Source organism: Nitratireductor pacificus pht-3B, from assembly GCF_000300335.1.
GTDB classification, from domain to species: domain Bacteria; phylum Pseudomonadota; class Alphaproteobacteria; order Rhizobiales; family Rhizobiaceae; genus Nitratireductor; species Nitratireductor pacificus.
Map to the genome: position 1 here is coordinate 15274 of NZ_AMRM01000009.1, position 22766 is coordinate 38039.

At 66.3% G+C, this 22766-nt stretch carries 29 protein-coding genes; 10 read left to right on the plus strand and 19 right to left on the minus strand.

All coding sequences use genetic code 11. The features are described 5' to 3' along the window. Positions 1 to 2 precede the first annotated feature (2 nt). Together NA2_RS09485 and NA2_RS09490 are read right to left on the minus strand one after the other, a co-directional pair. On the minus strand, positions 3 to 1778 hold the full coding sequence (locus NA2_RS09485; RefSeq protein WP_008596458.1) for a sensor histidine kinase: 1776 nt from the start codon (positions 1776 to 1778) through the stop codon (positions 3 to 5). A gap of 62 nt (positions 1779 to 1840) precedes the next feature. Further along, positions 1841 to 2542: a response regulator transcription factor gene (locus NA2_RS09490; RefSeq protein ID WP_008596459.1), complete on the minus strand. Its 702-nt coding sequence runs from the start codon at positions 2540 to 2542 to the stop codon at positions 1841 to 1843. Between the two features lie 300 nt (positions 2543 to 2842). Here NA2_RS09490 and NA2_RS09495 point away from each other — a divergent pair, with 300 nt between their 5' ends. From NA2_RS09495 to NA2_RS09510, 4 genes are all read left to right on the plus strand, one after another. Then, on the plus strand, positions 2843 to 4453 hold the full coding sequence (locus tag NA2_RS09495; protein ID WP_008596461.1) for a phosphoenolpyruvate carboxykinase: 1611 nt from the start codon (positions 2843 to 2845) through the stop codon (positions 4451 to 4453). 205 nt (positions 4454 to 4658) lie between these two features. Further along, positions 4659 to 5093, plus strand: coding sequence for an alternative ribosome rescue aminoacyl-tRNA hydrolase ArfB (gene arfB, locus NA2_RS09500; RefSeq protein ID WP_008596462.1), 435 nt, complete (start codon positions 4659 to 4661; stop codon positions 5091 to 5093). Positions 5094 to 5212: 119 nt separating this feature from the next. Next, positions 5213 to 5668, plus strand: coding sequence for a peptidoglycan-binding protein LysM (lysM, locus tag NA2_RS09505; RefSeq protein WP_008596463.1), 456 nt, complete (start codon positions 5213 to 5215; stop codon positions 5666 to 5668). Positions 5669 to 5950: 282 nt separating this feature from the next. Further along, complete coding sequence (locus NA2_RS09510; protein ID WP_008596464.1) at positions 5951 to 6577, plus strand: alpha-ketoglutarate-dependent dioxygenase AlkB family protein; 627 nt, start codon at positions 5951 to 5953, stop codon at positions 6575 to 6577. On the opposite strand, the gene coaA is transcribed toward NA2_RS09510, so the two are convergent. From coaA to hisB, 9 genes are read right to left on the minus strand one after another with little or no spacing between them, the layout of a single operon-like run. Further along, the gene (gene coaA / locus NA2_RS09515) at positions 6564 to 7523 is read right to left on the minus strand and encodes a type I pantothenate kinase (protein WP_008596466.1); all 960 of its coding nucleotides are present in this window, start codon (positions 7521 to 7523) and stop codon (positions 6564 to 6566) included. The two genes, NA2_RS09510 and coaA, sit on opposite strands and share 14 nt — an antisense overlap. A gap of 35 nt (positions 7524 to 7558) precedes the next feature. Next, positions 7559 to 7879: a phosphoribosyl-ATP diphosphatase gene (locus NA2_RS09520; protein ID WP_008596467.1), complete on the minus strand. Its 321-nt coding sequence runs from the start codon at positions 7877 to 7879 to the stop codon at positions 7559 to 7561. Further along, positions 7876 to 8676, minus strand: coding sequence for an imidazole glycerol phosphate synthase subunit HisF (gene hisF, locus NA2_RS09525; RefSeq protein ID WP_008596468.1), 801 nt, complete (start codon positions 8674 to 8676; stop codon positions 7876 to 7878). Before hisF ends, NA2_RS09520 begins: the two co-directional genes overlap by 4 nt. Continuing rightward, a complete protein-coding gene (locus NA2_RS09530) occupies positions 8673 to 8999 on the minus strand; it encodes a hypothetical protein (protein WP_008596469.1) in 327 nt (108 codons plus the stop codon). Before NA2_RS09530 ends, hisF begins: the two co-directional genes overlap by 4 nt. Next, positions 8996 to 9730: a 1-(5-phosphoribosyl)-5-[(5-phosphoribosylamino)methylideneamino]imidazole-4-carboxamide isomerase gene (gene hisA / locus NA2_RS09535; protein WP_008596470.1), complete on the minus strand. Its 735-nt coding sequence runs from the start codon at positions 9728 to 9730 to the stop codon at positions 8996 to 8998. Before hisA ends, NA2_RS09530 begins: the two co-directional genes overlap by 4 nt. A gap of 4 nt (positions 9731 to 9734) precedes the next feature. Then, positions 9735 to 10049, minus strand: a complete 315-nt coding sequence (locus tag NA2_RS09540) for a DUF1330 domain-containing protein (protein WP_244423621.1) — start codon at positions 10047 to 10049, stop codon at positions 9735 to 9737. After that, positions 10046 to 10696: an imidazole glycerol phosphate synthase subunit HisH gene (gene hisH, locus NA2_RS09545; RefSeq protein ID WP_008596474.1), complete on the minus strand. Its 651-nt coding sequence runs from the start codon at positions 10694 to 10696 to the stop codon at positions 10046 to 10048. Before hisH ends, NA2_RS09540 begins: the two co-directional genes overlap by 4 nt. Position 10697: 1 nt before the next feature. Further along, on the minus strand, positions 10698 to 11174 hold the full coding sequence (locus NA2_RS09550; protein WP_008596475.1) for a DUF2628 domain-containing protein: 477 nt from the start codon (positions 11172 to 11174) through the stop codon (positions 10698 to 10700). Between the two features lie 3 nt (positions 11175 to 11177). Further along, positions 11178 to 11786 carry an imidazoleglycerol-phosphate dehydratase HisB gene (gene hisB, locus NA2_RS09555; RefSeq protein WP_008596476.1) on the minus strand — a complete coding sequence of 203 codons (609 nt, stop codon included), beginning with the start codon at positions 11784 to 11786 and terminating at the stop codon, positions 11178 to 11180. A gap of 193 nt (positions 11787 to 11979) precedes the next feature. Between hisB and hslV the strand changes: the two genes are divergently transcribed. The 4 genes from hslV to NA2_RS09575 all read left to right on the plus strand — a co-directional run bounded on the left by hslV (position 11980) and on the right by NA2_RS09575 (position 15492). Further along, positions 11980 to 12528 (plus strand): ATP-dependent protease subunit HslV, encoded by a 549-nt coding sequence (gene hslV, locus NA2_RS09560; RefSeq protein WP_008596477.1) that lies wholly within the window; start codon positions 11980 to 11982, stop codon positions 12526 to 12528. Continuing rightward, the gene (locus NA2_RS09565) at positions 12518 to 13072 is read left to right on the plus strand and encodes a GNAT family N-acetyltransferase (RefSeq protein ID WP_008596478.1); all 555 of its coding nucleotides are present in this window, start codon (positions 12518 to 12520) and stop codon (positions 13070 to 13072) included. Before hslV ends, NA2_RS09565 begins: the two co-directional genes overlap by 11 nt. Beyond that, positions 13069 to 14379, plus strand: coding sequence for an ATP-dependent protease ATPase subunit HslU (gene hslU / locus NA2_RS09570; protein ID WP_008596479.1), 1311 nt, complete (start codon positions 13069 to 13071; stop codon positions 14377 to 14379). The genes NA2_RS09565 and hslU overlap by 4 nt, the downstream gene beginning before the upstream one ends. Before the next feature lie 135 nt (positions 14380 to 14514). Further along, positions 14515 to 15492, plus strand: coding sequence for a DUF1402 family protein (locus tag NA2_RS09575; protein ID WP_040677404.1), 978 nt, complete (start codon positions 14515 to 14517; stop codon positions 15490 to 15492). Positions 15493 to 15687: 195 nt separating this feature from the next. On the opposite strand, the gene NA2_RS09580 is transcribed toward NA2_RS09575, so the two are convergent. The 4 genes from NA2_RS09580 to NA2_RS09595 are packed head-to-tail and all read right to left on the minus strand — an operon-like array spanning position 15688 to position 18478. After that, positions 15688 to 16071, minus strand: a complete 384-nt coding sequence (locus NA2_RS09580) for a helix-turn-helix domain-containing protein (protein ID WP_008596481.1) — start codon at positions 16069 to 16071, stop codon at positions 15688 to 15690. Beyond that, positions 16068 to 16631, minus strand: a complete 564-nt coding sequence (locus NA2_RS09585) for a Smr/MutS family protein (RefSeq protein ID WP_008596483.1) — start codon at positions 16629 to 16631, stop codon at positions 16068 to 16070. Before NA2_RS09585 ends, NA2_RS09580 begins: the two co-directional genes overlap by 4 nt. Then, positions 16628 to 17767, minus strand: coding sequence for a murein transglycosylase A (gene mltA / locus NA2_RS09590; protein ID WP_008596484.1), 1140 nt, complete (start codon positions 17765 to 17767; stop codon positions 16628 to 16630). Before mltA ends, NA2_RS09585 begins: the two co-directional genes overlap by 4 nt. A 3-nt stretch (positions 17768 to 17770) precedes the next feature. Next, entirely contained in the window at positions 17771 to 18478 is a 708-nt protein-coding gene (locus NA2_RS09595) for a Tim44/TimA family putative adaptor protein (RefSeq protein WP_008596486.1), read from the minus strand. A gap of 210 nt (positions 18479 to 18688) precedes the next feature. Here NA2_RS09595 and NA2_RS09600 point away from each other — a divergent pair, with 210 nt between their 5' ends. After that, a complete protein-coding gene (locus NA2_RS09600) occupies positions 18689 to 19195 on the plus strand; it encodes an FxsA family protein (protein ID WP_008596487.1) in 507 nt (168 codons plus the stop codon). Between the two features lie 116 nt (positions 19196 to 19311). After that, complete coding sequence (secB, locus tag NA2_RS09605; RefSeq protein WP_008596489.1) at positions 19312 to 19821, plus strand: protein-export chaperone SecB; 510 nt, start codon at positions 19312 to 19314, stop codon at positions 19819 to 19821. Positions 19822 to 19923: 102 nt separating this feature from the next. Here secB and dnaQ read toward each other — a convergent pair whose 3' ends face one another. The 4 genes from dnaQ to NA2_RS09625 all read right to left on the minus strand — a co-directional run bounded on the left by dnaQ (position 19924) and on the right by NA2_RS09625 (position 22765). Then, positions 19924 to 20625, minus strand: coding sequence for a DNA polymerase III subunit epsilon (gene dnaQ, locus NA2_RS09610; RefSeq protein ID WP_008596491.1), 702 nt, complete (start codon positions 20623 to 20625; stop codon positions 19924 to 19926). Between the two features lie 94 nt (positions 20626 to 20719). Next, entirely contained in the window at positions 20720 to 21319 is a 600-nt protein-coding gene (coaE, locus tag NA2_RS09615; protein ID WP_008596493.1) for a dephospho-CoA kinase, read from the minus strand. Beyond that, positions 21316 to 22167 (minus strand): shikimate dehydrogenase, encoded by an 852-nt coding sequence (locus tag NA2_RS09620; RefSeq protein WP_008596494.1) that lies wholly within the window; start codon positions 22165 to 22167, stop codon positions 21316 to 21318. The genes coaE and NA2_RS09620 overlap by 4 nt, the downstream gene beginning before the upstream one ends. Further along, complete coding sequence (locus tag NA2_RS09625; RefSeq protein ID WP_008596495.1) at positions 22160 to 22765, minus strand: Maf-like protein; 606 nt, start codon at positions 22763 to 22765, stop codon at positions 22160 to 22162. The genes NA2_RS09620 and NA2_RS09625 overlap by 8 nt, the downstream gene beginning before the upstream one ends. Between the last annotated feature and the right edge of the window lies 1 nt (position 22766).

The following is a 22766-nucleotide window of genomic DNA, read 5'->3' on the forward strand; positions in this document are numbered from 1 at the left end:
CGTCAGCCCTCCGCCGGCAGGGTCACGGTGAAGCGCGCGCCCCTGATATCGCCCGGCTTGGCGCCGACGATGTTCTCCGCGGTCAGCGTTCCGCCATGCGCTTCGACGATCTGGCGGCTGATCGACAGGCCGAGGCCGGAGTTCTGGCCGAAGGCCTCGCCCGCCGGCCGGTCGGTATAGAAGCGCTCGAAGATGCGGTCGATGTTCTCGACGCGGATGCCAGGGCCGTTGTCCTCCACGGTGATGAGGATCCGCCGGCCGGCGCGCGAAAGCACGACGGCGATGCGGCCCGTTCCCTCGGGCACGAAGGAGCGGGCGTTCTCGATCAGATTGGTGATGACCTGGCCGAGCCGCAGGTCGTGTCCCTGGATGAAGAAGCCCCTGCCGCCGGCGCCCTGCGGCGCCCGCGCCTCGAAGGTGATCTTCGCCGGCTTCTTCGCCGAGCCGGCCTCCACCGTCGCGCGAATCAGCTCGCCGACGAACTTCTCCAGGTCGATCCGCTCCGCGTCCTCCCGCGACAGTTCGGCGTCGAGGCGCGAGGCATCCGAGATGTCGCTGATCAGCCGGTCCAGACGGCGCACATCGTGCTGGATGATCTCCAGCAGGCGGTCGCGCGAGCGCTGGTCCTTGGCAAGCGGCAGGGTCTCGACGGCGCTGCCGAGCGAGGTCAGCGGGTTCTTCAGCTCATGGGCCACGTCGGCGGCAAAGCTCTCGATGGCGTCGATGCGCGCATAGAGCGCCTTGGTCATGTCGCGCAGCGCCGCGGACAGATTGCCGATCTCGTCCTGGCGGTGCGAGAAATCGGGGATCTCCTCGCGCGAGCGCGCGCCGCGGCGCACCCGGACGGCAGCCGCGGAAAGCCGGCGCAGCGGATTGGCGATGGTCGATGCGAGCAGAAGGGAGAGGATCGCGGTGACCAGGGCCGCGACGACGAAGACGCGCAGGATCGCCTTGCGCTCGGCGGCGACGATCTTGTCGATGTCGCCGCCCTGGGTCGACAGGAGCAGCACGCCGAGCACCGCGCGGAAACGCTGGATCGGCACGGCGACCGAGACGATCTGCTCGCCCTGCTCGCTGAGGCGGACGACCTTGGTGGTGGTGCCGGTCAGGGCGGTCATCACCTCGGGATAGGCGATCCCGTTGCCGCCGGGCTGTTCGCGGTAGATCGGCAGGTCCGTGCGGCGGAAAAGCCCGCGCGCCCTCTGCCAGATGCGCTCGAAGAGGTTCGGCTCCTCCTCCTCGATGGCCGGCAGCTGATAGCGCAGGACCTGGCCGAGATACTGGGAATCGAGCAGCAGATTGGCATCGGGATCGTAGATGCGCGCGCGGGTGCGGGTCTGCGGGATGAGCCGCCGGAGCAGCGGCGCGACACGCTCGGGGTTGATCGGGAATTCGAGGCTCTCGAGCTGGTCGGCGCGCGGCGGCAGGCTCTCGCCGGCCTGCAGCTCCAGGAGCTTGTCCGGATCGACGAGGATCGAATCGGTCTCGACCTCGGCGGAACTGGCGATGGCGCCGGCGATGATCTCGCCCTGGGTCATCAGGCTTTCGACGCGGGCGTTGATCAGCTCCTCACGGAATTCGTTCAGATAGAGAACGCCGACCACCAGCACGCCGAGCGCCGCCAGGTTCAGGAACAGGATGCGGCGCGTCAGGCTGGAAAAGACGTAGTGGCCGAGCAGACGCCGCAGCGGCACGGCAAGCCGGCCGAACGGAGCCTTTCCGCCCGGGCGTGTGGCCTTCAGCGGCCGCGCTTCCGTCTTTTCCGTGTCTGCCTTCATCGCCACCGTCTTGCCCGGACTGTCAGGCCGCCGGCAACCGCTTCCGCCCCGCCGGCAGGAACTCAGATCTCGCGGAAGCGGTAACCCACGCCGTAGAGCGTTTCGATCATGTCGAACTCGACGTCAACCGACTTGAACTTCTTGCGCAGCCGCTTGATGTGGCTGTCGATGGTGCGGTCGTCCACATAGACCTGTTCGTCATAGGCCGAATCCATCAGCGCGTCGCGGCTCTTGACCACGCCGGGCCGCTGCGCCAGCGAATGCAGGATCAGGAACTCGGTCACGGTCAGCGTCACCGGCTCGCCCTTCCAGGTGCAGGTGTGGCGCTCCTGGTCCATGACGAGCTGGCCGCGCTCAAGCGATCGCGACTGCTTGCCCGGCGCCTTGGCGGCCAGTTCCCGCGTGCTGGCGCGGCGCAGGACAGCGCGCACCCGCTCGACCAGCAGGCGCTGCGAGAAGGGTTTGCGGACGAAATCGTCGGCGCCCATCTTCAGGCCGAACAGCTCGTCGATCTCGTCATCCTTCGAGGTCAGGAAGATCACCGGCACGTCGCTCTTCTGGCGCAGGCGGCGCAGCAGCTCCATGCCGTCCATGCGCGGCATCTTGATGTCGAGAATGGCCAGATTGGGCGGCCGCGCGCCAAGACCTTCCAGAGCCGAAACCCCGTCCGTATAAGTCTCGACGCGGTATCCCTCCGCCTCCAGCGCAATGGACACGGATGTCAGAATGTTGCGGTCGTCGTCGACAAGCGCGATCGTTGCCATCTCAAGCGGCTCCCTCATGGGCGTTTCGTCCCTCTCTGCATCGATGGGTGCGCAGATGCAGGACAAATTGGGTACAAAATGTGGCACAGAACACGGGCTGTGTCACACCACCGCAGCCGACGGCGCACAGGCGCTGGCCGATACACCTAAAAGTTGCCCACAGGCATTCAGTGGATTTAAACGATTTAGACGATTTTAAAATCTTTAAATCGATTAATGGTTTGAAATCCCTCGGTTATTTGTGTTTTCACCTTTGACCGCCCGCGCAGACGGGCATCTCTAGGGATTCTGGTGAACAGTATGAACGAAACCGGCATGCGCAACCCGGATTGCGGTATCGAAGCCTGCGGTCTGAAAACGACGGGCGTCGTCCGTTACAATCTTCAGGCCGCCGCGCTCTACGAGGAAGCGATCCGGCGCGGCGAGGCGCGGCTGTCGGCGCATGGCGCGCTGGTCGCCGAGACCGGCCAGCACACCGGGCGTTCGGCGAAGGACAAGTTCGTCGTCCGCGACGCGGCGACCGAGGGCGCCGTCTGGTGGGACAACAACAAGCCAATGGCGCCCGAGCATTTCGCGGCGCTGCACGCCGATTTCCTCGCCCATGCGGCCGACCGCGACCTGTTTGTCCAGGACCTGGCGGGCGGGGCGGACCCGGAGAACAGCCTGCCGGTGCGCGTCGTCACCGAATATGCCTGGCATTCCCTGTTCATTCGCAATCTGCTCCTGCGGCCCGAAGTCGAGGCGCTCGCCTCCTTCATGCCGCGCATGACCATCATCGACCTGCCGTCCTTCCGCGCCGACCCGGCACGGCACGGCTGCCGCACGGACACGGTGATCGCCGTCGACCTGACGCGCATGATCGTGCTGATCGGCGGGACGTCCTATGCGGGCGAGATGAAGAAATCCGTCTTTACCGCCCTCAATTATCTGCTGCCGGCGCGCGGCGTGATGCCGATGCACTGCTCGGCCAATGTCGGTCCCGACGGCAACGCCGCCGTCTTCTTCGGCCTGTCCGGCACCGGCAAGACGACGCTCTCGGCGGATCCGTCGCGCACGCTGCTCGGCGACGACGAGCATGGCTGGGGCGAAACCGGCCTGTTCAACTTCGAGGGCGGCTGCTACGCCAAGACGATCAACCTGTCGCAGGAGGCGGAGCCGGAAATCTTCGCCACGACGCGCCGCTTCGGCACGATCATGGAGAATGTGGTGCTCGACGCGCACGGCATGCCCGACTTCTCCGACAACAGGCTGACGGAGAACACGCGCTGCGCCTATCCGCTGCATTTCATCCCGAATGCCAGCGACACGGGGCGGAGCGGCCAGCCGAAGAACATCATCATGCTGACGGCGGACGCCTTCGGCGTGCTGCCGCCCATCGCCAAGCTGACGCCGGCGCAGGCCATGTACCACTTTCTCTCAGGCTACACGGCCAAGGTGGCGGGCACGGAGAAGGGCGTGACCGAACCGGAAGCGACCTTCTCGACCTGCTTCGGCGCTCCCTTCATGCCGCGCCATCCGTCCGAATACGGCAATCTGCTGCGCGACCTGATCGCCCGGCACGGCGTCGATTGCTGGCTGGTCAACACCGGCTGGACCGGCGGCGCCTACGGCACCGGCAGCCGCATGCCGATCCGGGTGACGCGCGGCCTCTTGAACGCCGCACTGAGCGGCGCGCTCAACAGCGCCGAATTCCGCACCGACCCCAATTTCGGCTTCTCGGTCCCGGTGGACGTGCCCGGCATCGACGCCGGCCTGCTCGATCCGCGCTCGACCTGGGCTGACAAGGCCGCCTATGACGCGCAGGCGCGCCGGCTGGTGGAGATGTTCATCGACAGTTTCGCCAAGTTCGAGACCCATGTGGACGCCAGCGTCCTGGCCGCCGCGCCGGGCCGCGCGGAAGCCGCCGAATAGACGGAACTTGCACATAAGCGCATCCATGCGCATCTTCGGGCCCGGCGGAAACGCCGGGCTTTTCGTTGCCCGGTCGGGAAACACTAGAGCGCCGTGCGTCCATTTGGACGCACAAGGACGCTCTATCTATTTGTTTTTTCTGCATTTATGCGGACGTCAGGTGATTCCACCTGACTGCAAAATGCTATAGGGCTGGAAGCGTGTGATGGCCGAGGGCGATCTGATCATCGGGAATGGCGTCGTCGTCCACGAGGACGAGCTGCAGGAGCAGTTCATCCGCTCCTCGGGGCCCGGCGGGCAGAACGTCAACAAGGTGGCGACCGCCGTGCAGCTCCGCTTCGACGCGGCCAATGCGCGGGGCCTGCCCGAACGCGTGCGTGTGCAGGCGCTGAAGCTGGCGGGCAGCCGGGCCACGAAGGAAGGCCATATCGTCATCGAGGCGAGCCGCTTCCGCACCCAGGAGCAGAACCGCTCCGACGCCCGCGACCGGCTGGCCGAGCTGATCGCGCGCGCCGCCGAGCCACCGCCCAAGCCGCGCAAGAAGACCCGCCCGTCGCGCTCCGCCGTCGAGCGGCGCCTGAAGGCCAAGGCAGGCCGCGCCACGGTGAAGAAGATGCGCGGCAAGGTGTCTTCCGAATAGACCAGGCCGGCGGCCGGATGACCGTTCGCACCGTAAACTTCCGCGCGGACCTGTTTTGGAGTTGAAATCTTGGCGTGTTACCCGTCAAATGACGCATATTTCTAAACCGGAGACTTTCCATGGGTATTTTCGATTTCGTCAAATCGGTGGGCAAAAAGCTGGGCGTTGTGGACGAAGAGGCGCCGGAGGCGACCGAGCTGAAGAAGGAACTCGATTCCCATAAGCTCGGCACGGACAAGGTCGACGTCGTCGTCGAGGGCGACAAGGTGGTGCTGAAGGGCGAAGTCGCCGACCAGTCGGCGTTCGAGAAAGCCGTGATCGCCGTCGGCAACACGCTGGGCGTCTCCAAGGTCGAGGCGGGCGAACTGAAGGTCGCCGCGAACGCCGCCAAGGAACCAGTGTTCTACACGGTCAAGAAGGGCGACAATCTCTGGAAGATCGCCGAAGCCCATTACGGCAAGGGCAAGGGCGCCAAGCACACGGTCATCTTCGAGGCCAACAAGCCGATGCTGTCCCATCCGGACAAGATCTATCCCGGCCAGGTGCTGCGCATCCCGGATCTTGCCGAGGCGTAATCTCCGGCAACGGGACAGGGACGACGGCGGCTTTCGGGTCGCCGTTTTCTTTTGCGGGTGTAAGATTCCTTCGCGACGGTGCACGGCGCGTGCCGTGTTCGGTCGTGCGTGGTTCGACAAGCTCACCATGAGAGGTGTGGGGCCTGGCAGAACGCTCTGGTTCCGCGGTGTCGCGGGCAGGTTCTGCATGCACATACCCATCCTCATGGTGAGCTTGTCGAACCACGCACCACATCAATGCAACGGGGCATCATCCACCATGCCCGATGCAAGGAGACCCGATTGCCCATCCTGACCGAAGGCGTCCGTCATCTGCCGGGCCATCTTGACCGCGCCGCGCAGGAGGCACTGGTTGAGGAGATCCGCACAGTGGTGCGCGAAGCGCCGCTGTTCGTGCCGGCCATGCCGCGCACCGGCAAGGAAATGAGTGTGCGCATGACCAATTGCGGCGTTCTCGGCTGGGTCACCGACAAGGAGCGCGGCTACCGCTATCAGGAGACGCATCCGGTGACGGGCGCGCCATGGCCGCCAATCCCCGCGCGCCTCATCGCGCTGTGGGACGAAGTGGCCGGGCACGCCGCCGCGCCCGAGGCATGCCTCGTCAATTTCTACGGCGAAGGCGCCAAGATGGGCCTGCACCAGGACCGCGACGAGCAGGAGTTTTCCGCGCCCGTCGTATCCGTCTCGCTGGGGGACACATGCCTGTTCCGCGCCGGCGGCCCGAAACGCGGCGACAAGACCGTTTCGGTGAAGCTGCAGAGCGGCGACGTGGTGGTGATGGGCGGCGCGGGCCGTCTCGCCTTTCACGGCGTCGACCGCATCTATCCTGGCACGTCGACGCTGCTCAAATCTCCGGGCCGGATCAACCTGACGCTGCGGCGCGTGACGCCCGCCGTCACAGCTTCCTGAGCGCCACTTCCTCCGTAAGGTGGTTGGCGCCCTTGCGCAGGATCAGGTCGGCGCGCGGCCGCGTCGGCAGGATGTTGTTGCGCAGGTTCTTCAGGTTGATGTTCTGCCAGAGCCCCTCGGCGATGGCCAGTGCCGCATCGGGCTTCAGTTCCGCATAGCGGTGGAAGAAGGATTCGGGATCCTTGAACGCCGTGTCGCGCAGCCGCATGAAGCGGTCGACATACCACTGGTGGATCAGCTCCTCCGGCGCATCGATGTAGATCGAGAAGTCGAAGAAATCCGACACCACGGGCACCGCCGTGCCGTCCTGCGGCAGGTCGCGCGTCTGCAGAACGTTGATGCCCTCGAAGATCAGGATGTCGGGGCGGTCTATGGTGCGGAACTCGCCGGGCAGGACGTCGTAGGTCAAGTGCGAATAGAGCGGCGCGCGGACATCCGGCATGCCGGCCTTGATGCTGGACAGGAAACGCAGCACCGCGCCGAGATCGTAGCTTTCGGGAAAGCCCTTGCGCTCCATCAGGTTCTCGCGGCGCAGGACCTCGTTGGGGTAGAGGAACCCGTCCGTCGTGACGAGGTCCACCTTGGGGCTGGACGGCCAGCGCGCCAGGAGTTCCTTCAGGACGCGGGCGGTGGTGGACTTGCCGACGGCGACCGAGCCGGCGATGCCGATGATGAAGGGGGCCTTCACCACGTCGTCGGAGTTGAAGAACACCTGCCGCTGACGGAACAGGAGCTGGCTCGCCTCGACATGCGCCGAGAGAAGGCGCGACATGGAGAGGTAGATGCGACGTACCTCCTCCAGATCGACCGGGTCGTTGAGGGAGCGCAGGCGCCGCACTTCGTCCTCGGTCAGGTCGAGCGGCGTGTCGGCGCGAAACTGCGCCCATTTGTCGGCCGTAAATATGCGGTAGGGGGAGTATTTCTCCCCCGAGACAAGCTGGTCCATGAAATCCGCGGCCCCCTTCCTCGCCGCCATCTGCATCAGTCCTTCCGCGCCGCCTTTTCCGCCAGGCCAGATTGCCCCGTGCGGCTTTCGAGCTCCCGCATCACCTCGTCGAGCGGGACGCCTTCCAGCGCCAGCACGACGAGCCAATGATAAAGGAGATCGGCGCTTTCGGAAACGAGGCCCTGGCGGTCGTGCTTCACGGCGGCGATGACGGTCTCCACCGCTTCCTCGCCGAGCTTCTGCGCGGCCTTTTCCGTGCCCTTGGCGAAGAGCTTCGCCGTCCAGGAGCCGGCATCGCCCGAACGGGCGCGCTCGGCGATGATGGCTTCGAGTTTGGCGAGATCGAACGCGCTCATGCCTGCTCCGGGGTCTGCACCGGGTCGAGCCGCATCGGGATGCCGGCTTCGGCCATGTGCCGCTTGGCTTCACTGATCGTATAGGTGCCGAAGTGGAAAATCGAGGCGGCGAGGACCGCCGCCGCATGGCCGTCGCGCACGCCGGCGACCAGATCGTCCAGCGTTCCGACGCCGCCAGAGGCGATGACCGGCGCGCGCACCGCATCGGCGACCGCCCGCGTCAAGGCGATGTCGTAGCCGACCTTGGTGCCGTCGCGGTCCATCGAGGTGAGCAGGATCTCGCCCGCGCCGAGATCGACGACGCGGCGGGCGAAGTCCACCGCGTCGATGCCCGTCGCCTTGCGCCCGCCATGGGTGAAGATCTCCCAGCGGCTGGCCTCGCCTTCACCCGACACTTTCTTGGCGTCGATGGCGACGACGATGCACTGGTTGCCGAACTTGTCGGCGGCGCGGCCGACGAAATCCGGATCGTTCACCGCGGCTGTGTTGATCGACACCTTGTCGGCGCCGGCCAGGAGAAGCCTGCGGATATCGGCCACCTCGCGCACGCCGCCGCCGACGGTCAGCGGCATGAAGCACTGCTCGGCGGTGCGCGCCACCACGTCGAAGATGGTTTCGCGGTTGTCGCTGGAGGCGGTGATGTCGAGGAAGCACAATTCGTCGGCACCGGCGGCGTCATAGGCCTTCGCGGCCTCCACCGGATCGCCGGCATCGACCAGATCGACGAAGTTGACGCCCTTGACGACGCGGCCGTCCTTGACGTCGAGGCAGGGGATGACACGGGCTTTCAGGGTCATGCGGCCTCGGCCTTTCTGCGCGAACGGATCCAGAAGATGATTGCGACGACGGTCCAGACTGCGAGGCCCGCGACGCCGAGCGGTATCGTCATCAGCATGAGCCAGCCGAGCACGAACATGGTGTTGAGCATCCCGCCCAGATCGACGCCGGCGACGACGCAAGGATGGATATTGCCTTCATTCAGCGTGCAATCGGTGGATCCGGCGATGAGGGTGGCGATCAGCACTGAGATGATCGGCAGGCTCGCCAGCAGGACGATCGCCACGAAGGCCACCGCGAAAAGGATCACGACACGCCGGCGGGATCCTGCCGCGCCTGTCATGCCGCGTTCCCACGCAGCACTTCCAGCGCTTCCGCCGGATCGATGCGGCCGTCATAGAGGGCGCGGCCGGAGATGGCGCCTTCCAGCTTCCGCGCGTCGGGCATGGTCATGCGGACGATGTCGGCGATGGAGGCGAGGCCGCCGGAGGCGATGACCGGGATCGAGACGGCCTCGGCGAGATCGATGGTCGAACCCCAGTTGATGCCCGTGAGCACGCCGTCGCGGTCGATGTCCGTGTAGATGATCGCGGCAACGCCCGCACCCTCGAAGCGGCGGGCCAGCTCGACCGCCGCCAGGTCGGAGGTCTCGGCCCAGCCCTCGACGGCCACCTTGCCGCCGCGCGCATCGATGCCGACGGCGATCCGGCCGGGGAAGGCCCTGCAGGCCTCCTTCACCAGATCGGGATCGCGCACCGCCACCGTGCCGAGGATGACGCGCGCCAGCCCCTTGTCCAGCCACGCCTCGATATGCGCCAGCGTGCGGATGCCGCCGCCGAGCTGAACCGGGTTCTTCGTTGCCGCGAGGATCGCCTCGACCGCCGCGCCATTGACGCTTTCGCCGGCGAAGGCACCGTTCAGGTCGACCACATGCAGCCATTCGAAGCCCTGATCCTCGAAGGCTTTCGCTTGGGCGGCGGGATCGGGGTTGTAGACGGTCGCCTCGTCCATGTCGCCGAGCTTCAGGCGCACGCACTGACCGTCCTTCAGGTCGATGGCGGGGAACAGGATCATGCGGTCAGACGCCCTCGATGATGGTGAACTTCGCCGTCGAATTGGCGAGACGGATTTTCAGCGCTTCCTGGTATTCCGGCGATTCGTAGCAGGCGACGGCCTGCTCGTAGGATGCGAACTCGATGATCACCTGCCGGTCGCCCGCCGGACCCTCGGGATCGGTATGCCGGCCGCCACGGGCAAGGAACTTCGCGCCATACTTCTCGAAGGCTGCCGCATTGGCCGCGATATAGCCCTTGTAGGCTTCGGGGTCGGCGATCTCGACCATCGCGATCCAGTAGCCCTTCTTCGTCTGCGTGCTCATGGTCTCAGCAGTCATGGCGCCCACCTCAGGAAGTTGGCGATCAGGGCCAAGCCGAGCGCCTGGCTCTTTTCGGGATGAAACTGCGTGCCCGCGAGATTGTCGCGCGCCACGGCCGCTGTGATCGGCCCGCCATAATCCGCCGTCGCCAGAACCTCGGCGTCGTTCGTCGCGGCCAGATGGTAGGAATGGACGAAATAGGCGTGCAGGCCCTCGGGTCCGGTGGGAATTCCCTCGAACAGCGGGTGGGAGTGTTTCACGTGAATCGTGTTCCAACCGATCTGCGGGATCTTCAGCGCCGGGTCCGACGGCGTCATTTCCGTCACGTCGCCGTCGATCCAGCCGAGGCCCTGTGTCACGGACTTTTCCAGCCCGCGCGCGCTCATCAGCTGCATGCCGACGCAGATGCCCAGAAAGGGGCGCGCCTTGCGGATCGCGACGTCGTCGATGGCCTCGGCCATGCCGGGCACCGCGTCGAGGCCCCGGCGGCAATCGGCATAGGCGCCGACGCCGGGCAGCACGATCCGGTCGGCGGTGCGCACCCGTTCCGCGTCGGCCGTCACCTCGATGCCGGCGGCGATGCCGGCCTCGCGGGCGGCGCGCTCGAAGGCCTTCGCCGCAGAGCGCAGATTGCCCGAGCCGTAATCGATGATCGCAACCTGCATCTCAGCGCGCTCCGGGATAGGAGAACAGGCCGAGCGCCGGGCCGGTATCGCGTCCGGCCGTCTTCGCCGGCGGAGCCGGGAGTTCGGGCAATGGCGCCACCGGCGCCGGTTGCTCCTCATCGAACAGTTCGGTCATGTAGCGGGTTTCGGCATCCGCCCCATTGTCGGCCTCCACCACGCCCCATTGCCGCCAGCCGCGCCGGCGCAGCATGGCCACGCGCAGGCCGCGCGCCTCGAGGCCGAGGAACAGCGACAGGCAGAGCGACATCAGGGTCGAGGCGGCGGACCAGCCCTGCACCGTGCCGAGCGTGCCCAGCAGCAGAGCGGCGGCGAGGGCGGCAGCGGCCTCCAACCACATGCGGTGCCACAGGAACCACAGGAACGGCACGATAAAGGCCAGAAAGGCGAAGCCGTCGCGCACGAGGACCGCGTCCCCGGCTCCCGCCTCCTTCGGCACCATCACCACATAGCTTGCCATCGCCTATCCCTTCAGGCTGCCCTTGGTGGACGGCACCGCATCCCGCTGGCGCGGGTCCGGCTCGCAGGCGGCGCGCAGCACGCGCGCCACGGCCTTGAAGCAGGTCTCGGCGATGTGGTGGCTGTTGACGCCGTAATGGTTGGTGACGTGCAGGGTGATGCCGGCGTTCTGCGCCAGCGCCTGGAAGAACTCGCGCACCAGCTCGGTATCGAACGCGCCGATCTTCTGCGTCGGGAAGACCACGTCCCAGACGAGGAACGGCCGGCCCGAAACATCGATCGCCGCCCGGGTCAGGCAATCGTCCATGGCAAGGTCGAGCGAGGCATAGCGGGTGATGCCACGCCGGTCGCCGAGGGCGTCCGCAATCGCCTTGCCGATGGCGATGCCGCAATCCTCGACCGTGTGGTGGTCGTCGATGTGCAGGTCGCCGTCCGCCTTCAGCGTCAGGTCGATCAGGGAATGACGCGAGAGCTGCTCCAGCATGTGGTCGAAAAAGCCGACTCCGGTCGCCACGTCGTAGCGGCCTTCGCCGTCGAGGTCGACACGGACGCTGATCGCCGTCTCGTTGGTCTTGCGGCTGATCTCGGCCGTGCGCGTCTTGCTGGAAACCATGGCCCGTCTTCCCTGGTGGTTCAGAAGGCCTGCCTTCTAGCAGCATGTTTCCGCAGCGCCAAGCGCCCTCGTGGTTCGACAAGCTCGGACAGCATGGCGTTTGCAATCCGCCGGCGCCCACTTACATAATCGCTCTGACCGCGCCGCGCCTCTTCCGGCGGGTGCTTTTGCGGAACCTCTCTGGGAGTGCGCGATGAGCGACAACAATTCCATGCACGCCACGACGATCGTCACCGTGCGCAAGGGCGGCAAGGTGGTGATCGCCGGCGACGGGCAGGTCAGCCTCGGCAACACCGTGATGAAGGGCAATGCGCGCAAGGTGCGGCGCATCGGGAAGGGCAATGTGATCGCCGGGTTCGCCGGCGCGACCGCCGACGCCTTCACCCTGCTGGAGCGGCTGGAAGCGAAGCTGGAACAATATCCCGACCAGCTGATGCGCGCCTGCGTCGAGCTGGCCAAGGACTGGCGCACCGACCGCTATCTGCGGCGACTGGAGGCGATGATGCTGGTGGCCGACAAGAACGTCACGCTGGCGCTGACCGGCAATGGCGACGTGCTGGAGCCGGAGCAGGGCGTGATGGCCATCGGCTCGGGCGGCAATTTCGCGCTCGCCGCGGCGCGCGCGCTGATCGACACCGACAAGAACGCCGAGGACATCGCGCGCAAGGCGATGGAGATCGCCGCCTCGATCTGCATCTACACCAATGACAATGTCGTGGTGGAAACCCTTGATGCAGAATGAAACGGGACCGAACGACGCTGGCCGGATCGCCTTCGCGCCAGTGACGGCGGAGCACTACCCCTTGCTTCTCGACTGGCTCAACCGGCCGCATGTGCGCGAATGGTGGGGCGACCCCGAAACCGAGGTGAACAATATCCGCGCCAAGGTCGAAGGACGCGACAGCACGCGGCCCTTCATCATCGAGCTCGACGGCCGGCCGATCGGCTACATCCAGTACTGGTTCATCGCCGATAACAGCGACGAGACCACCCTGGCCGACGCGCCGTGGCTCGCCGAACTGCCGGTCGATGCCGTCGGCATAGACCTGACGATCGGTGAGAAAGACCTGCTGTCCCGAGGGATCGGCAGCGCGGCGGTCGGTCTGATGGTGCGGCAGCTCCTGGAAGCGGGACACGCCAACATCATCATCGATCCGGCCCCGGAGAACGCGCGCGCGGTGCACGCCTACGAGAAGGCCGGGTTCCGGGCGGTGCCCCATCTGGTCGGGCGCACCGAAGGCGCCCTGATCATGCAGTACGACACGAATAACGGAACGAACACATGAGTACTTTTTCCCCGCGCGAGATCGTCTCCGAGCTCGACCGCTACATCATCGGCCAGAAGGACGCCAAGCGCGCCGTGGCCATCGCGCTGCGCAACCGCTGGCGCCGGCAGCAGCTCGAGCCCGACCTGCGCGAGGAGGTCATGCCGAAGAACATCCTGATGATCGGCCCGACCGGCGTCGGCAAGACCGAGATCTCGCGCCGCCTGGCGAAGCTCGCCGGCGCGCCCTTCATCAAGGTCGAGGCGACCAAGTTCACCGAAGTGGGCTATGTCGGCCGCGACGTCGAGCAGATCATCCGCGACCTGGTGGAGGCGGCCATCGGTCTGACCCGAGAGAAGATGCGCGAAAGCGTCAAGGCGCGCGCCCATATGAATGCCGAGGAGCGGGTTCTGGAAGCGCTGGTCGGCAAGACCGCCAGCCCGGCGACGCGCGACAGTTTCCGCCAGAAGCTGCGCAATGGCGAGCTGGACGACAAGGAGATCGAGGTCGAGGTCTCGGATTCGGGCGGCGGCATGCCCGGCTTCGAGCTTCCCGGCATGCCGGGCGCCAATATCGGCGTGCTCAACATCAACGACATGCTGCAGAAGGCCATGGGCGGGCAGCAGACCAAGAAGCGCAAGACGACCGTCAAGGAATCCTACGGCCTGCTGATCAACGACGAATCCGACAAGCTGCTCGACCAGGACGAGGTGGTGCAGCGGGCGCTCGATTCGGCGCAGAACGACGGCATCGTCTTCCTCGACGAGATCGACAAGATCGCCAACCGCGAAGGCGGCATGGGCGCCGGCGTGTCGCGCGAGGGCGTGCAGCGCGACCTGCTGCCGCTGGTCGAGGGCACCACCGTGGCCACCAAATATGGACCGGTGAAGACGGACCACATCCTGTTCATCGCCTCGGGCGCGTTCCATGTGTCGAAACCGTCCGACCTCTTGCCGGAGCTGCAGGGCCGACTGCCGATCCGCGTCGAGCTGCGGGCGCTGGAGAAGGAGGATTTCCGCCGTATCCTGACGGAAACGGAAGCGAGCCTGATCAAGCAGTATGTGGCGCTGATGGCGACGGAAGGCGTCGAACTGGCCTTCACCGACGACGCCATCGACCGGCTTGCGGCGATCGCCGTCGACCTCAACGCCACCGTCGAGAACATCGGCGCGCGGCGGTTGCAGACGGTGATGGAGCGCGTCCTCGACGATATTTCCTTCCATGCGCCGGACCGTTCCGAGACGAAGCTCACGGTCGATGCGGACTATGTGGAGAAGAATGTCGGCGACCTGGCGAAGAACACCGATCTGTCGCGCTTCATCCTCTAGCGTCAGGTGTGGCATCCGTGCCGCGGTCGGGCGGACGCGTGCGCCGGTTAGAGAAAGTCTCTCGACTCGGTTGCAGCGTTTGCCTAATTTGCGCGCCATCCAGACACGATGAATCGGGGGCGCAGGCGGCGCATAATGGCATCACGGGCTCAATTGGTTGTCGGCTTGTGTCTCGGCCTTCTCGGCGCGAGCGCCCTTCCCGTGGCCGCGGCAAAGCTGGTGCCGGAGGGCAACCGCAACGCTGAACAGCCCGCCGTGCCGGGCGGTTCTGCCAAGCGTACCCGCTCGGGCAAGACGACCTTCGACGCCAAGTACGACAAGGTCTACCAGCTCCTGAAGAATGACGGTGCTCTGATCTCCAAGATCAGCGCCGTGGCGACGCGCTACAATGTCGATCCCGTGCATATGGTGGGCGCCATCGTCGGGGAGCACACCTACAATGTGGACGCCTACGACCGGCTGCAGACCTATTACGTCAAGGCCGTTTCCTACCTGAAGAGCGATTTCTCCTTCAAGCACAATGGCGAGACCGTCAGCCAGTTCGTTGCCCGGGAGGAATTTTCGGACTGCAACGGCAAGAGCGACAGCTACGATCTGTGGATCTGCCGGGAGAACGTGTGGGACGCGGTCTTCCGCGGCAAGACCGTCGACGGCAAGAGCTGGCCGAACGACCGCTTCGGCGCGGTCTTCTTCCAGCCCTTCTATGCCGGCCAGACCTTCGGCATCGGCCAGCTGAACCCGCTGACCGCGCTGCAGATGACCGACACGGTTCACGCGGTTTCGGGCTTTCGCAAGCTCGACGACGGCGACCCGCAGGAGGTCTACCGGACCATCATGGACCCGGACAAGTCGCTGGCCTACATGGCCGCGGTCGTGAAGACGTCCATCGCCGCCTACCGCAAGATCGCCGGTTTCGACATCTCGGCGAATCCCGGGCTGACGGCGACGCTCTACAACCTCGGCAATCCCGAGGCGCGCGCGGCCCGTCTGGCCGCGGAAAACCGCCTGCGGGCAACGCGGGGCGAAGCCGCGAAATGGCCCGAGGAGAATTACTATGGCTGGCTCGTCAACGACAGGCTGGACGAGCTGAAGGCGCTGTTCCAGGGATCATAGAGCTTACCCTTGTTGCGGAGGGGCGCGCCTGATCTGGCGGCAACAGCCTTGTGCGTGGTTCGACAAGCTCACCATGAGGAAGGTACTGGCTGCAGAGCCGGCGTGCGATCTCGTGCAACAAGCTCCCTGCCGAACCCGAACGTCCTCATGGTGCGCTTGTCGAACCACGCACCCCGTCCATGCCATCAGCGCGGATCATTGCTTGCCGCCCTTCGGCCTGTCGCCCGCCATCGCCCTGACCTGATCGAGCAGCACCACGATCTCCGCATCCTTCATCTTGCCGATGTGGAGGGCGAGCAGGTTGGCGAGTTCCGTCGCGCGCGGCGACAGGCGCGCGGTATCGACCACGACGCGGGGATGCGACAGCTCGGCGATGCGCTGCAGCTCGTCCGCCTCGTCCCAGATGACGTTGAAATAGCCGATGATCTTCTGCACCATCGCCCAGTTGGGTGGGCTGGCGCGGCCATGCTCGAGCGCCGAGAGATAGGCCGGGCTGACGCCGATGGCCGCCGCCATGTCCTTCTGGCTCAGCCCGCGCTCACGCCGGAGCTTGCGGATCTTCTCGCCGAGCGGCGTCACGGGCCGGTCCCGCCGTGCCGCTTCAGGCGGATGTAGAAGGCGCCGCCGCCGCCGTGCCGCCGGCTGGCTTCGTCGAGGCCGCTGACCAGCGTAGAGAAGGGCGGCGTCGCCAGCCATTGCGGCAGCACGCGGCGCAGCACGCCGTCGCTGCCGAGCGAGGCGCCCTTGCCGGTGATGACCAGCACATGCCTGAGGCCGCCAGCATGGGCGCGGCTCAGAAAGGAAAGCAGCAGGCCATGCGCTTCCGACTGGGTCAGCCCATGCAGATCGACCCGCCCGTCGATCGGCAGGCGGCCGCGCGCCAGCTTGGTGTGCGTCGGCCGGTCGATCCGGCGCGCCGGATGCGGTTTCGCCAGGGTGGGGGCCGCGGCAGGCGGCGGCGCGGTCTTGCGACCCTCCTGCGCGACGGCGACCAGCCGCGCCAGCTCGGCCATCGTATCGTCTGCGGGGACGGGCGGCGTCTCCAGAACCTTGCCCTTCAGCGGCTCGGTGGTCTGCGCCACCCTGTTCCAGAGAATCCGGTCCTCGAGGCTCAGGCGCTTGGGCGTGTGGCGGGTCATCGCCCGGTCTCCACCAGGCTGCGTGGCACCAGCGCGTAGAAATCGGCGGGATGGCGCACGACGCCGGCGATCTCGCCTGCCGCTGCACCCGTGCCGGCGAACAGGTCGCCGCGCGCCGGGCCAGTGATGGCCGAACCGGTGTCCTGGGCAACCATCAGGCGGCGGAACGGCGCGCCGTCGAACGCCGTCAGCGTTGGCGCGTCGATGAAGAACGGCGTGCCGAAGGTGTGCAGGAGGCGGTCCACGGCGATCGAACGGCCCGGTTCGAGCTGAACCTTGGCGGCCGCCACCGGCCCGATGGACGGATCGCCCGGTTCGGTCTCGCGGAAGAAGATGTAGGACCGGTTGCGCCACAGGATCTCGTCGATGCGCTCCGGGTTGTCGCGGAACCAGGCGCGGATCGTCTGCATGGTGACGGTTTCGAGCGCCAGCTCGCCGAGCCCCACCAGAACCTTCCCGGCGCCGGTGAAGGGATGGCCGCTCTTGGCCGCATAGGTGACGCGCATGGTCGTGCCGTCGGTCAGGGCCAGGCGCGCCGCGCCCTGCACGTGGATGAAGTAGGCATCGACCTGGTCTTCCAGCCAGACGAGCTCCAGCTTCCGGCCGTCGAGCGCGCCCCAGTCGATCGCCCCGCGGTCGTGATATTCGACCAGCCGCCCGTGATTGTCGCGGGCGAAGGCGAAGGAGGGTTCCATGCCGGCCGGCCGGTTCGTGTCGTCCACGTCCACGAGGTCCTGCGGCCTTGCGTGGAGCGGTACGCTGAACCGTTCCGTACGGACACGGGAGGCCTGTGCCTCCGGCTCGTAGAAGCCGGTGACGAGGCCCGGCCCGCCATCGGGCGCGGCGACGTGGCACGGCGTGAAGAAGCGTTCGAAGAAGGCGCGGGCCCCGGCCTCGTCGGGCGCCCGCATGGCGCGGGCCGCCTCATGTGCCGGAGCGAAGGCCGCGAGCGCGATGCCGAGGCTGCCCGTGCGGTAGGGTTTGACCAGAACCTGGCCCGCGGAGCGCGCGAACGCCCGGAACGCCGGGAGAAGCGTATCGGCCCGCCAGCCGGGCACGGCGTCGAAGGGGACCGGCGTCAGAAGGGACGAAAGCGCCGCGGGCGCTGCGGCCGTATGCGCTGCCGTCCCTGGCAAGGATCAGTCCTCGGCTTCGGTAGCGACGAGCTTCCAGTTGGGGTCGCGGGCGCGGGTGTCGCGGGCGAAGGTCCAGACGTCCTTGACCTCGGCGACCGTCTCCGGATCGCCGTCGATCACCTCGCCGGCGCTGTCGCGCGTGGCGGAGATCAGCTCGCTGACGACGCGCAGGGTGACATGCGCCTCGCTGCCCTTCATCTCGGCGGCGATGATGTCCATGCCGTCGATGCCGACAAAGGAGGATTCGATCTTCTCCTTGCGCTTCTCGCGCTCGTCGATGGCCGCGACGAAGCCCTCGTAGACCTCGCGCGAAAGCAGGTTCTTCAGGGTGCGCCGATCGCCGTCAGCATAGGCCATGACGATCATCTCATACGCCATCTTGGCGCCCTCGACGAAGCTCTTCGGCTGGAACGAAGCGTCGGCATCGCGGATGGCGCGCATGCCCTTGTTCAGCTCGGTGCCGGGCTTGGCCACCTTGTCGATGTCGGCATAGGTCTGGTCCGGCTCGGCCGCGCCCTTGCGGCGCGGCAGCGAGACGACGTTCTCGCGCTCCCCGGCGCCGTTCTCGGCGGCCGGCTTGCGGTTTGCCGAATAGGGATCGAAGGGCGGGCGCTCATTGCCCGTGCGGCGACCCAGAACATTGCGCAGCTGGAAAAAGATCACCGCCGCGGCAATGAGGAAGAAGATCGTGCCGAAATCGAAGAATTCCATATTGTCCAGCCAAACAAGCCACTTTGATCCGCAACGCCAACCGGCTCTGGGAGAGGCGCATGGTCGACGGCACCCCGTCCTTATGGGAAATCATATAGAACGCAGGGAGCCATCATTCAAATTTCCGGTCAGAATACCTATGTTTTCGTCACTGACCAGCATGGAGCGGTCAGAATCTCTCGCAAAAACGATCAACAGGGCTAATGCTTCGTGCGATTTTCCATCGTTCCCTTCCTTCTCCTCGCCATTCCGCTCGCGGAGATCGCCACATTCGTCATGGTCGGCAGCCAGATCGGCGTCTTTCCAACCCTCGGCCTCGTGCTGGTGACGGCGGTGGCCGGCTCGATCCTGCTACGCATCCAGGGCTTCGGTGTCGTTCGCCGCATCCAGGAAACGATGAACCAGGGCGGAACGCCCGGACGCGAACTGGTGCACGGCGTGATGATCCTCGTCGCCGGCGTCCTGCTTCTGACGCCGGGCTTCATCACCGACACGCTGGGTTTCCTCCTTTTCGTGCCCGCGGTGCGCGATGCGGGCTGGTCTTTCCTGCGCAAGCGGGTGGTGGTGATGGGCATGCCCGGCGGATCCGCCTCTTCCGGGCCGGCATCCGGACGGAGCCGGCGCGACGGCGGGCCGCGCACCATCGACCTGTCGAGCGACGACTATAACGAGACCGACGCGAAGAACTCGCCCTGGCGGAGGCCCGGGCAGGAGTAGGCAGGCGTTCGCCCGATCCGCGTGCCTTGCCTTGTCATGCAGCGGTGCCCATGCTAGCGAGCAGGCAACATCAGGGGAGCCGCGCGGCTGCCGAAACAGACCGAGGAAGAACACGCATGGCCAAGAAACCAGAAGAAAAAGCGGAAGCCGCGAAGGAAGCAACCGCCGCCGGCAACGGCGCGCAGCCCTCGCTGAACGTGCTGACGCAGTACGTCAAGGATCTCTCCTTCGAGAGCCCGGGCGCACCGCAGTCGCTGCGCGGCCGCTCCGAAGCGCCGGCGATCAACATCAACGTCAACGTCAACGCCAACCCCCTCGGCGAGAACGATTACGACGTCGTGCTGACGCTGAACGCCAAGGCGGAGGCCGACAAGGCCGTCCTGTTCAATGTCGAGCTGGTCTATGGCGGTGTCTTCCGCATCGCCGGCTTCCCGCAGGAGCACATGCTGCCGGTGCTGTTCATCGAATGCCCGCGCCTGCTGTTCCCGTTTGCCCGCCAGGTGATCGCCGATGCGACGCGCGGTGGCGGTTTCCCGCCGCTGATGATCGACCCGATCGACTTCGCCCGCATGTTCCAGCAGCGGGTCGCCGAGGAACAGGCAAAAGCCAAGGTCATGGCTTCCTGATCCAATCCAGAGCATCGGACCGAAAAGTGAAATCCGGTTTTCGGTTGGTCCGATGCTCCATCGGCGATAGGGCCGGTGGCAATACCGCCGGTTCGTAACTGCTCAGGCGCGCAGCGTACGCCAGAGCGCCTTTTCGCCTAATTTCTCCACCAAAGCATCGTGAGCGGCGCGTTCCGCGTCGCTCAGCCTCGGGGCAAGCGGCGCGGGCCTTTGCGCGATGCTGACGGCCTCGCCCGCATCGCCGGCGTTTTCCTGCGGTCCGCCAGCCGAAATCTCCAGCCCGAGTGCTGCCTGCTTGCCGCCGATCAGCTCGATATAGACTTCCGCCAGCAGCTCGGCATCGAGAAGCGCGCCGTGCTTCGTGCGGCGGCTGTTGTCGATGCCGTAGCGGCGGCAGAGCGCGTCGAGCGAGTTCGGCCCCATCGGATGCTTGCGTCGGGCGATCGCCAGCGTATCGACGACGCGGCCCGGATCGACGGGCGGTTGCCCGAGCCGATCGAACTCCGCATTGATGAAGCCCATGTCGAAATTCGCGTTGTGGGCGACGAGCCTGGCGCCGTCGATGAACTCCATGAATTCATCGAGGATCGCTGCGAAGACGGGCTTGTCCGCCAGGTCGGCGTCGCTGATGCCATGGACGGCCAGCGCATCGGGATGAACCGACCGGCCCTGGGCGTTGATGAAGCGATGCAGCGTGCGGCCGGTGGGAAACCGGTTGACCAGTTCGACGCAGCCGAGTTCGATCACCCGGTCGAGGCGCGGGTCCAGTCCGGTGGTTTCCGTGTCGAAGATGATTTCCCGCATCGCTCCGCTCGCTCAATCCTGTCGTTTCCATATCCGCACCGCGTCGGGACGCCGGGCAGCATGCGCGCTGCCGCATCTCCGGGCAAGAACGGCCTCAGCCGGGCCCGCTTTCATCTGGGGACAGCGCGGCGAGGATCGTCCTGACCGCGGCGCGCGCGGTCTCCTTGCCGCCACCCGTATCGATGACGAAATCGGCGCGGCGGCGCTTCTCCGCGTCGGGCACCTGGCGCGCCAGGATCGCTTCGAATTTTTCCTCGGTCATGCCGGGACGACGCAGCACCCGGGCGCGCTGTTCCTCGGCCGGCGCGCTGACGACCACGATCCTGTCGACCCGGTCCATGCCTCCGGTCTCGAACAGGAGCGGAGCATCGAGGAGGACGATGGGCGCGCCGCGCGCCCGGTGCTCTGCCACGAAGGCATCGGCATCCGCGCGCACCAGCGGGTGAATGATCGCCTCCAACGCCTTCAACGCTTCCGGATTGCCGAGAACCGCCTGCGCCAGCCGGCTGCGATCGACGGCGCCATCGACGACGACGCCTGGAAAACGGGCTTCGATGAGCGGCGCGGCCGCGCCGGCGTAAAGGCGATGCACCGCGGCATCGGAATCGTGAACCGGAACGCCTTCGTCGGCGAACATCTTCGCCGTGGTCGACTTGCCCATGCCGATGGAGCCGGTCAGGCCGAGAACGATCATGCGCCGTTCCCCAGATCGGCCAGCACATGGCTGCGCAGTGCGTCGGTGACAGCCGGGCGGACGCCGAACCAGCGCTCGAAACCCGGAGCCGCCTGATGCAGCAGCATGCCCAGACCATCGACCGTCGCCAGGCCGCGCGCCTCGGCGACGGCCAGAAGATCGGTCCTCAGCGGCGCATAGACGATGTCGCTGACGATGGCATGGTCGGGTAATGGCTCCAGAGCGATTTCCAGCGGCGGCTTGCCGGTCATGCCGAGCGCGCTGGTGTTGACCAGAAGGTCGGCGCTGGCAAGCAGAACGGGCAGTTCCTGCCAGCCATGCGCGCTCGTTCCGCCGCCGAAACGCAGGGTCAGCTCGGTCGCGCGATCCAGCGTCCGGTTGACGATGCGGACATCCTTGTAGCCGGCTTCCTGAAGCGCGTGGATGATCGCGCGCGCGGCGCCGCCGGCGCCGAGCACCACCGCGGTACGGCCATTGCGCCAATGCGGCGCGGACGCATCGAGATGCGCGGCATAGCCATAGGCGTCGGTGTTGCCGCCGCAAAGCGTCGCGCCCTCGAACCAAAGCGTGTTGACCGCGCCGATCATCTCGGCGGCGGTGTCGCGCCTGCCGACCAGGTGAAACGCCGCTTCCTTGTGCGGCAGGGTGACGTTGCCGCCGGCAAAGCCGGCTTCGGCGATACCCCGCAGGAACGGCTCGAAATCGAGCGGCGCCACGTCGATGCGCTCATAACTGCCGGGAATCTGGTGCACGGCAAGCCAGTGCCCGTGGATGAGCGGCGAGCGGGAATGAGCGATGGGATGCCCACAGACAAAGGCGTGCGGACCGGCGGTTTGCGGATCAGCCATCGATGGCCCCCAGCGTGCGCAGTTCGGCGAGCAGCGGCAGGAGAGGCAGGCCGACAATGGTGAAATTGTCGCCCTCGATCTTCTCGAAAAGCTGGATGCCCTCGCCCTCGATCTGGTAGGCGCCGACGCTGCCCAGCGCCTTCTCGCCGACCCGCGCCAGATGACGCCCGATGAAGGCCGGATCGAGCTGCCGCATGGTCAACCGGGCGATGCCGACGTGACGCCACAGCACCGCGCCCGCCTGCGCCAGAACCACGGCGCTGTTGAGCTGATGGGTGCGGCCCGACAGTTTCAGCAGATGGTTGCGGGCGCCTTCCATGTCGGCCGGCTTGTGAAACACCTCGTCCCCCAGCGACAGGGTCTGGTCGGCGCCGATCACCAGCGCATCGGCAAAACGTTCGGAAACCTCCACCGCCTTGGCCTCGGCCAGCACCTGTGCCACGGTTTCGGGATCGGCCTCGCTGCCTTCAAGCGCTTCCTCGACGGCGCGCTCGTCGATGGAGGAGCGCTCGACGCGGAACCGGAGCCCGGCGTTTTCCAGCAGCATCCGGCGAAACGGGCTGCCGGAAGCGAGGATGATCTGCGGCGCATCAGTCATG

Bases quoted from the DNA above. Each gene is read 5' to 3' on its own strand.
- NA2_RS09485 (WP_008596458.1), bottom strand. From the start codon at position 1,778: ATGAAGGCAGACACGGAAAAGACGGAAGCGCGGCCGCTGAAGGCCACA.
- NA2_RS09490 (WP_008596459.1), bottom strand. From the start codon at position 2,542: ATGGCAACGATCGCGCTTGTCGACGACGACCGCAACATTCTGACATCC.
- NA2_RS09495 (WP_008596461.1), top strand. From the start codon at position 2,843: ATGAACGAAACCGGCATGCGCAACCCGGATTGCGGTATCGAAGCCTGC.
- arfB (WP_008596462.1), top strand. From the start codon at position 4,659: ATGGCCGAGGGCGATCTGATCATCGGGAATGGCGTCGTCGTCCACGAG.
- lysM (WP_008596463.1), top strand. From the start codon at position 5,213: ATGGGTATTTTCGATTTCGTCAAATCGGTGGGCAAAAAGCTGGGCGTT.
- coaA (WP_008596466.1), bottom strand. From the start codon at position 7,523: ATGGACCAGCTTGTCTCGGGGGAGAAATACTCCCCCTACCGCATATTT.
- NA2_RS09520 (WP_008596467.1), bottom strand. From the start codon at position 7,879: ATGAGCGCGTTCGATCTCGCCAAACTCGAAGCCATCATCGCCGAGCGC.
- hisF (WP_008596468.1), bottom strand. From the start codon at position 8,676: ATGACCCTGAAAGCCCGTGTCATCCCCTGCCTCGACGTCAAGGACGGC.
- NA2_RS09530 (WP_008596469.1), bottom strand. From the start codon at position 8,999: ATGACAGGCGCGGCAGGATCCCGCCGGCGTGTCGTGATCCTTTTCGCG.
- hisA (WP_008596470.1), bottom strand. From the start codon at position 9,730: ATGATCCTGTTCCCCGCCATCGACCTGAAGGACGGTCAGTGCGTGCGC.
- NA2_RS09540 (WP_244423621.1), bottom strand. From the start codon at position 10,049: ATGACTGCTGAGACCATGAGCACGCAGACGAAGAAGGGCTACTGGATC.
- hisH (WP_008596474.1), bottom strand. From the start codon at position 10,696: ATGCAGGTTGCGATCATCGATTACGGCTCGGGCAATCTGCGCTCTGCG.
- NA2_RS09550 (WP_008596475.1), bottom strand. From the start codon at position 11,174: ATGGCAAGCTATGTGGTGATGGTGCCGAAGGAGGCGGGAGCCGGGGAC.
- hisB (WP_008596476.1), bottom strand. From the start codon at position 11,786: ATGGTTTCCAGCAAGACGCGCACGGCCGAGATCAGCCGCAAGACCAAC.
- hslV (WP_008596477.1), top strand. From the start codon at position 11,980: ATGAGCGACAACAATTCCATGCACGCCACGACGATCGTCACCGTGCGC.
- NA2_RS09565 (WP_008596478.1), top strand. From the start codon at position 12,518: ATGCAGAATGAAACGGGACCGAACGACGCTGGCCGGATCGCCTTCGCG.
- hslU (WP_008596479.1), top strand. From the start codon at position 13,069: ATGAGTACTTTTTCCCCGCGCGAGATCGTCTCCGAGCTCGACCGCTAC.
- NA2_RS09575 (WP_040677404.1), top strand. From the start codon at position 14,515: ATGGCATCACGGGCTCAATTGGTTGTCGGCTTGTGTCTCGGCCTTCTC.
- NA2_RS09585 (WP_008596483.1), bottom strand. From the start codon at position 16,631: ATGACCCGCCACACGCCCAAGCGCCTGAGCCTCGAGGACCGGATTCTC.
- NA2_RS09595 (WP_008596486.1), bottom strand. From the start codon at position 18,478: ATGGAATTCTTCGATTTCGGCACGATCTTCTTCCTCATTGCCGCGGCG.
- secB (WP_008596489.1), top strand. From the start codon at position 19,312: ATGGCCAAGAAACCAGAAGAAAAAGCGGAAGCCGCGAAGGAAGCAACC.
- dnaQ (WP_008596491.1), bottom strand. From the start codon at position 20,625: ATGCGGGAAATCATCTTCGACACGGAAACCACCGGACTGGACCCGCGC.
- coaE (WP_008596493.1), bottom strand. From the start codon at position 21,319: ATGATCGTTCTCGGCCTGACCGGCTCCATCGGCATGGGCAAGTCGACC.
- NA2_RS09620 (WP_008596494.1), bottom strand. From the start codon at position 22,167: ATGGCTGATCCGCAAACCGCCGGTCCGCACGCCTTTGTCTGTGGGCAT.
- NA2_RS09625 (WP_008596495.1), bottom strand. From the start codon at position 22,765: ATGACTGATGCGCCGCAGATCATCCTCGCTTCCGGCAGCCCGTTTCGC.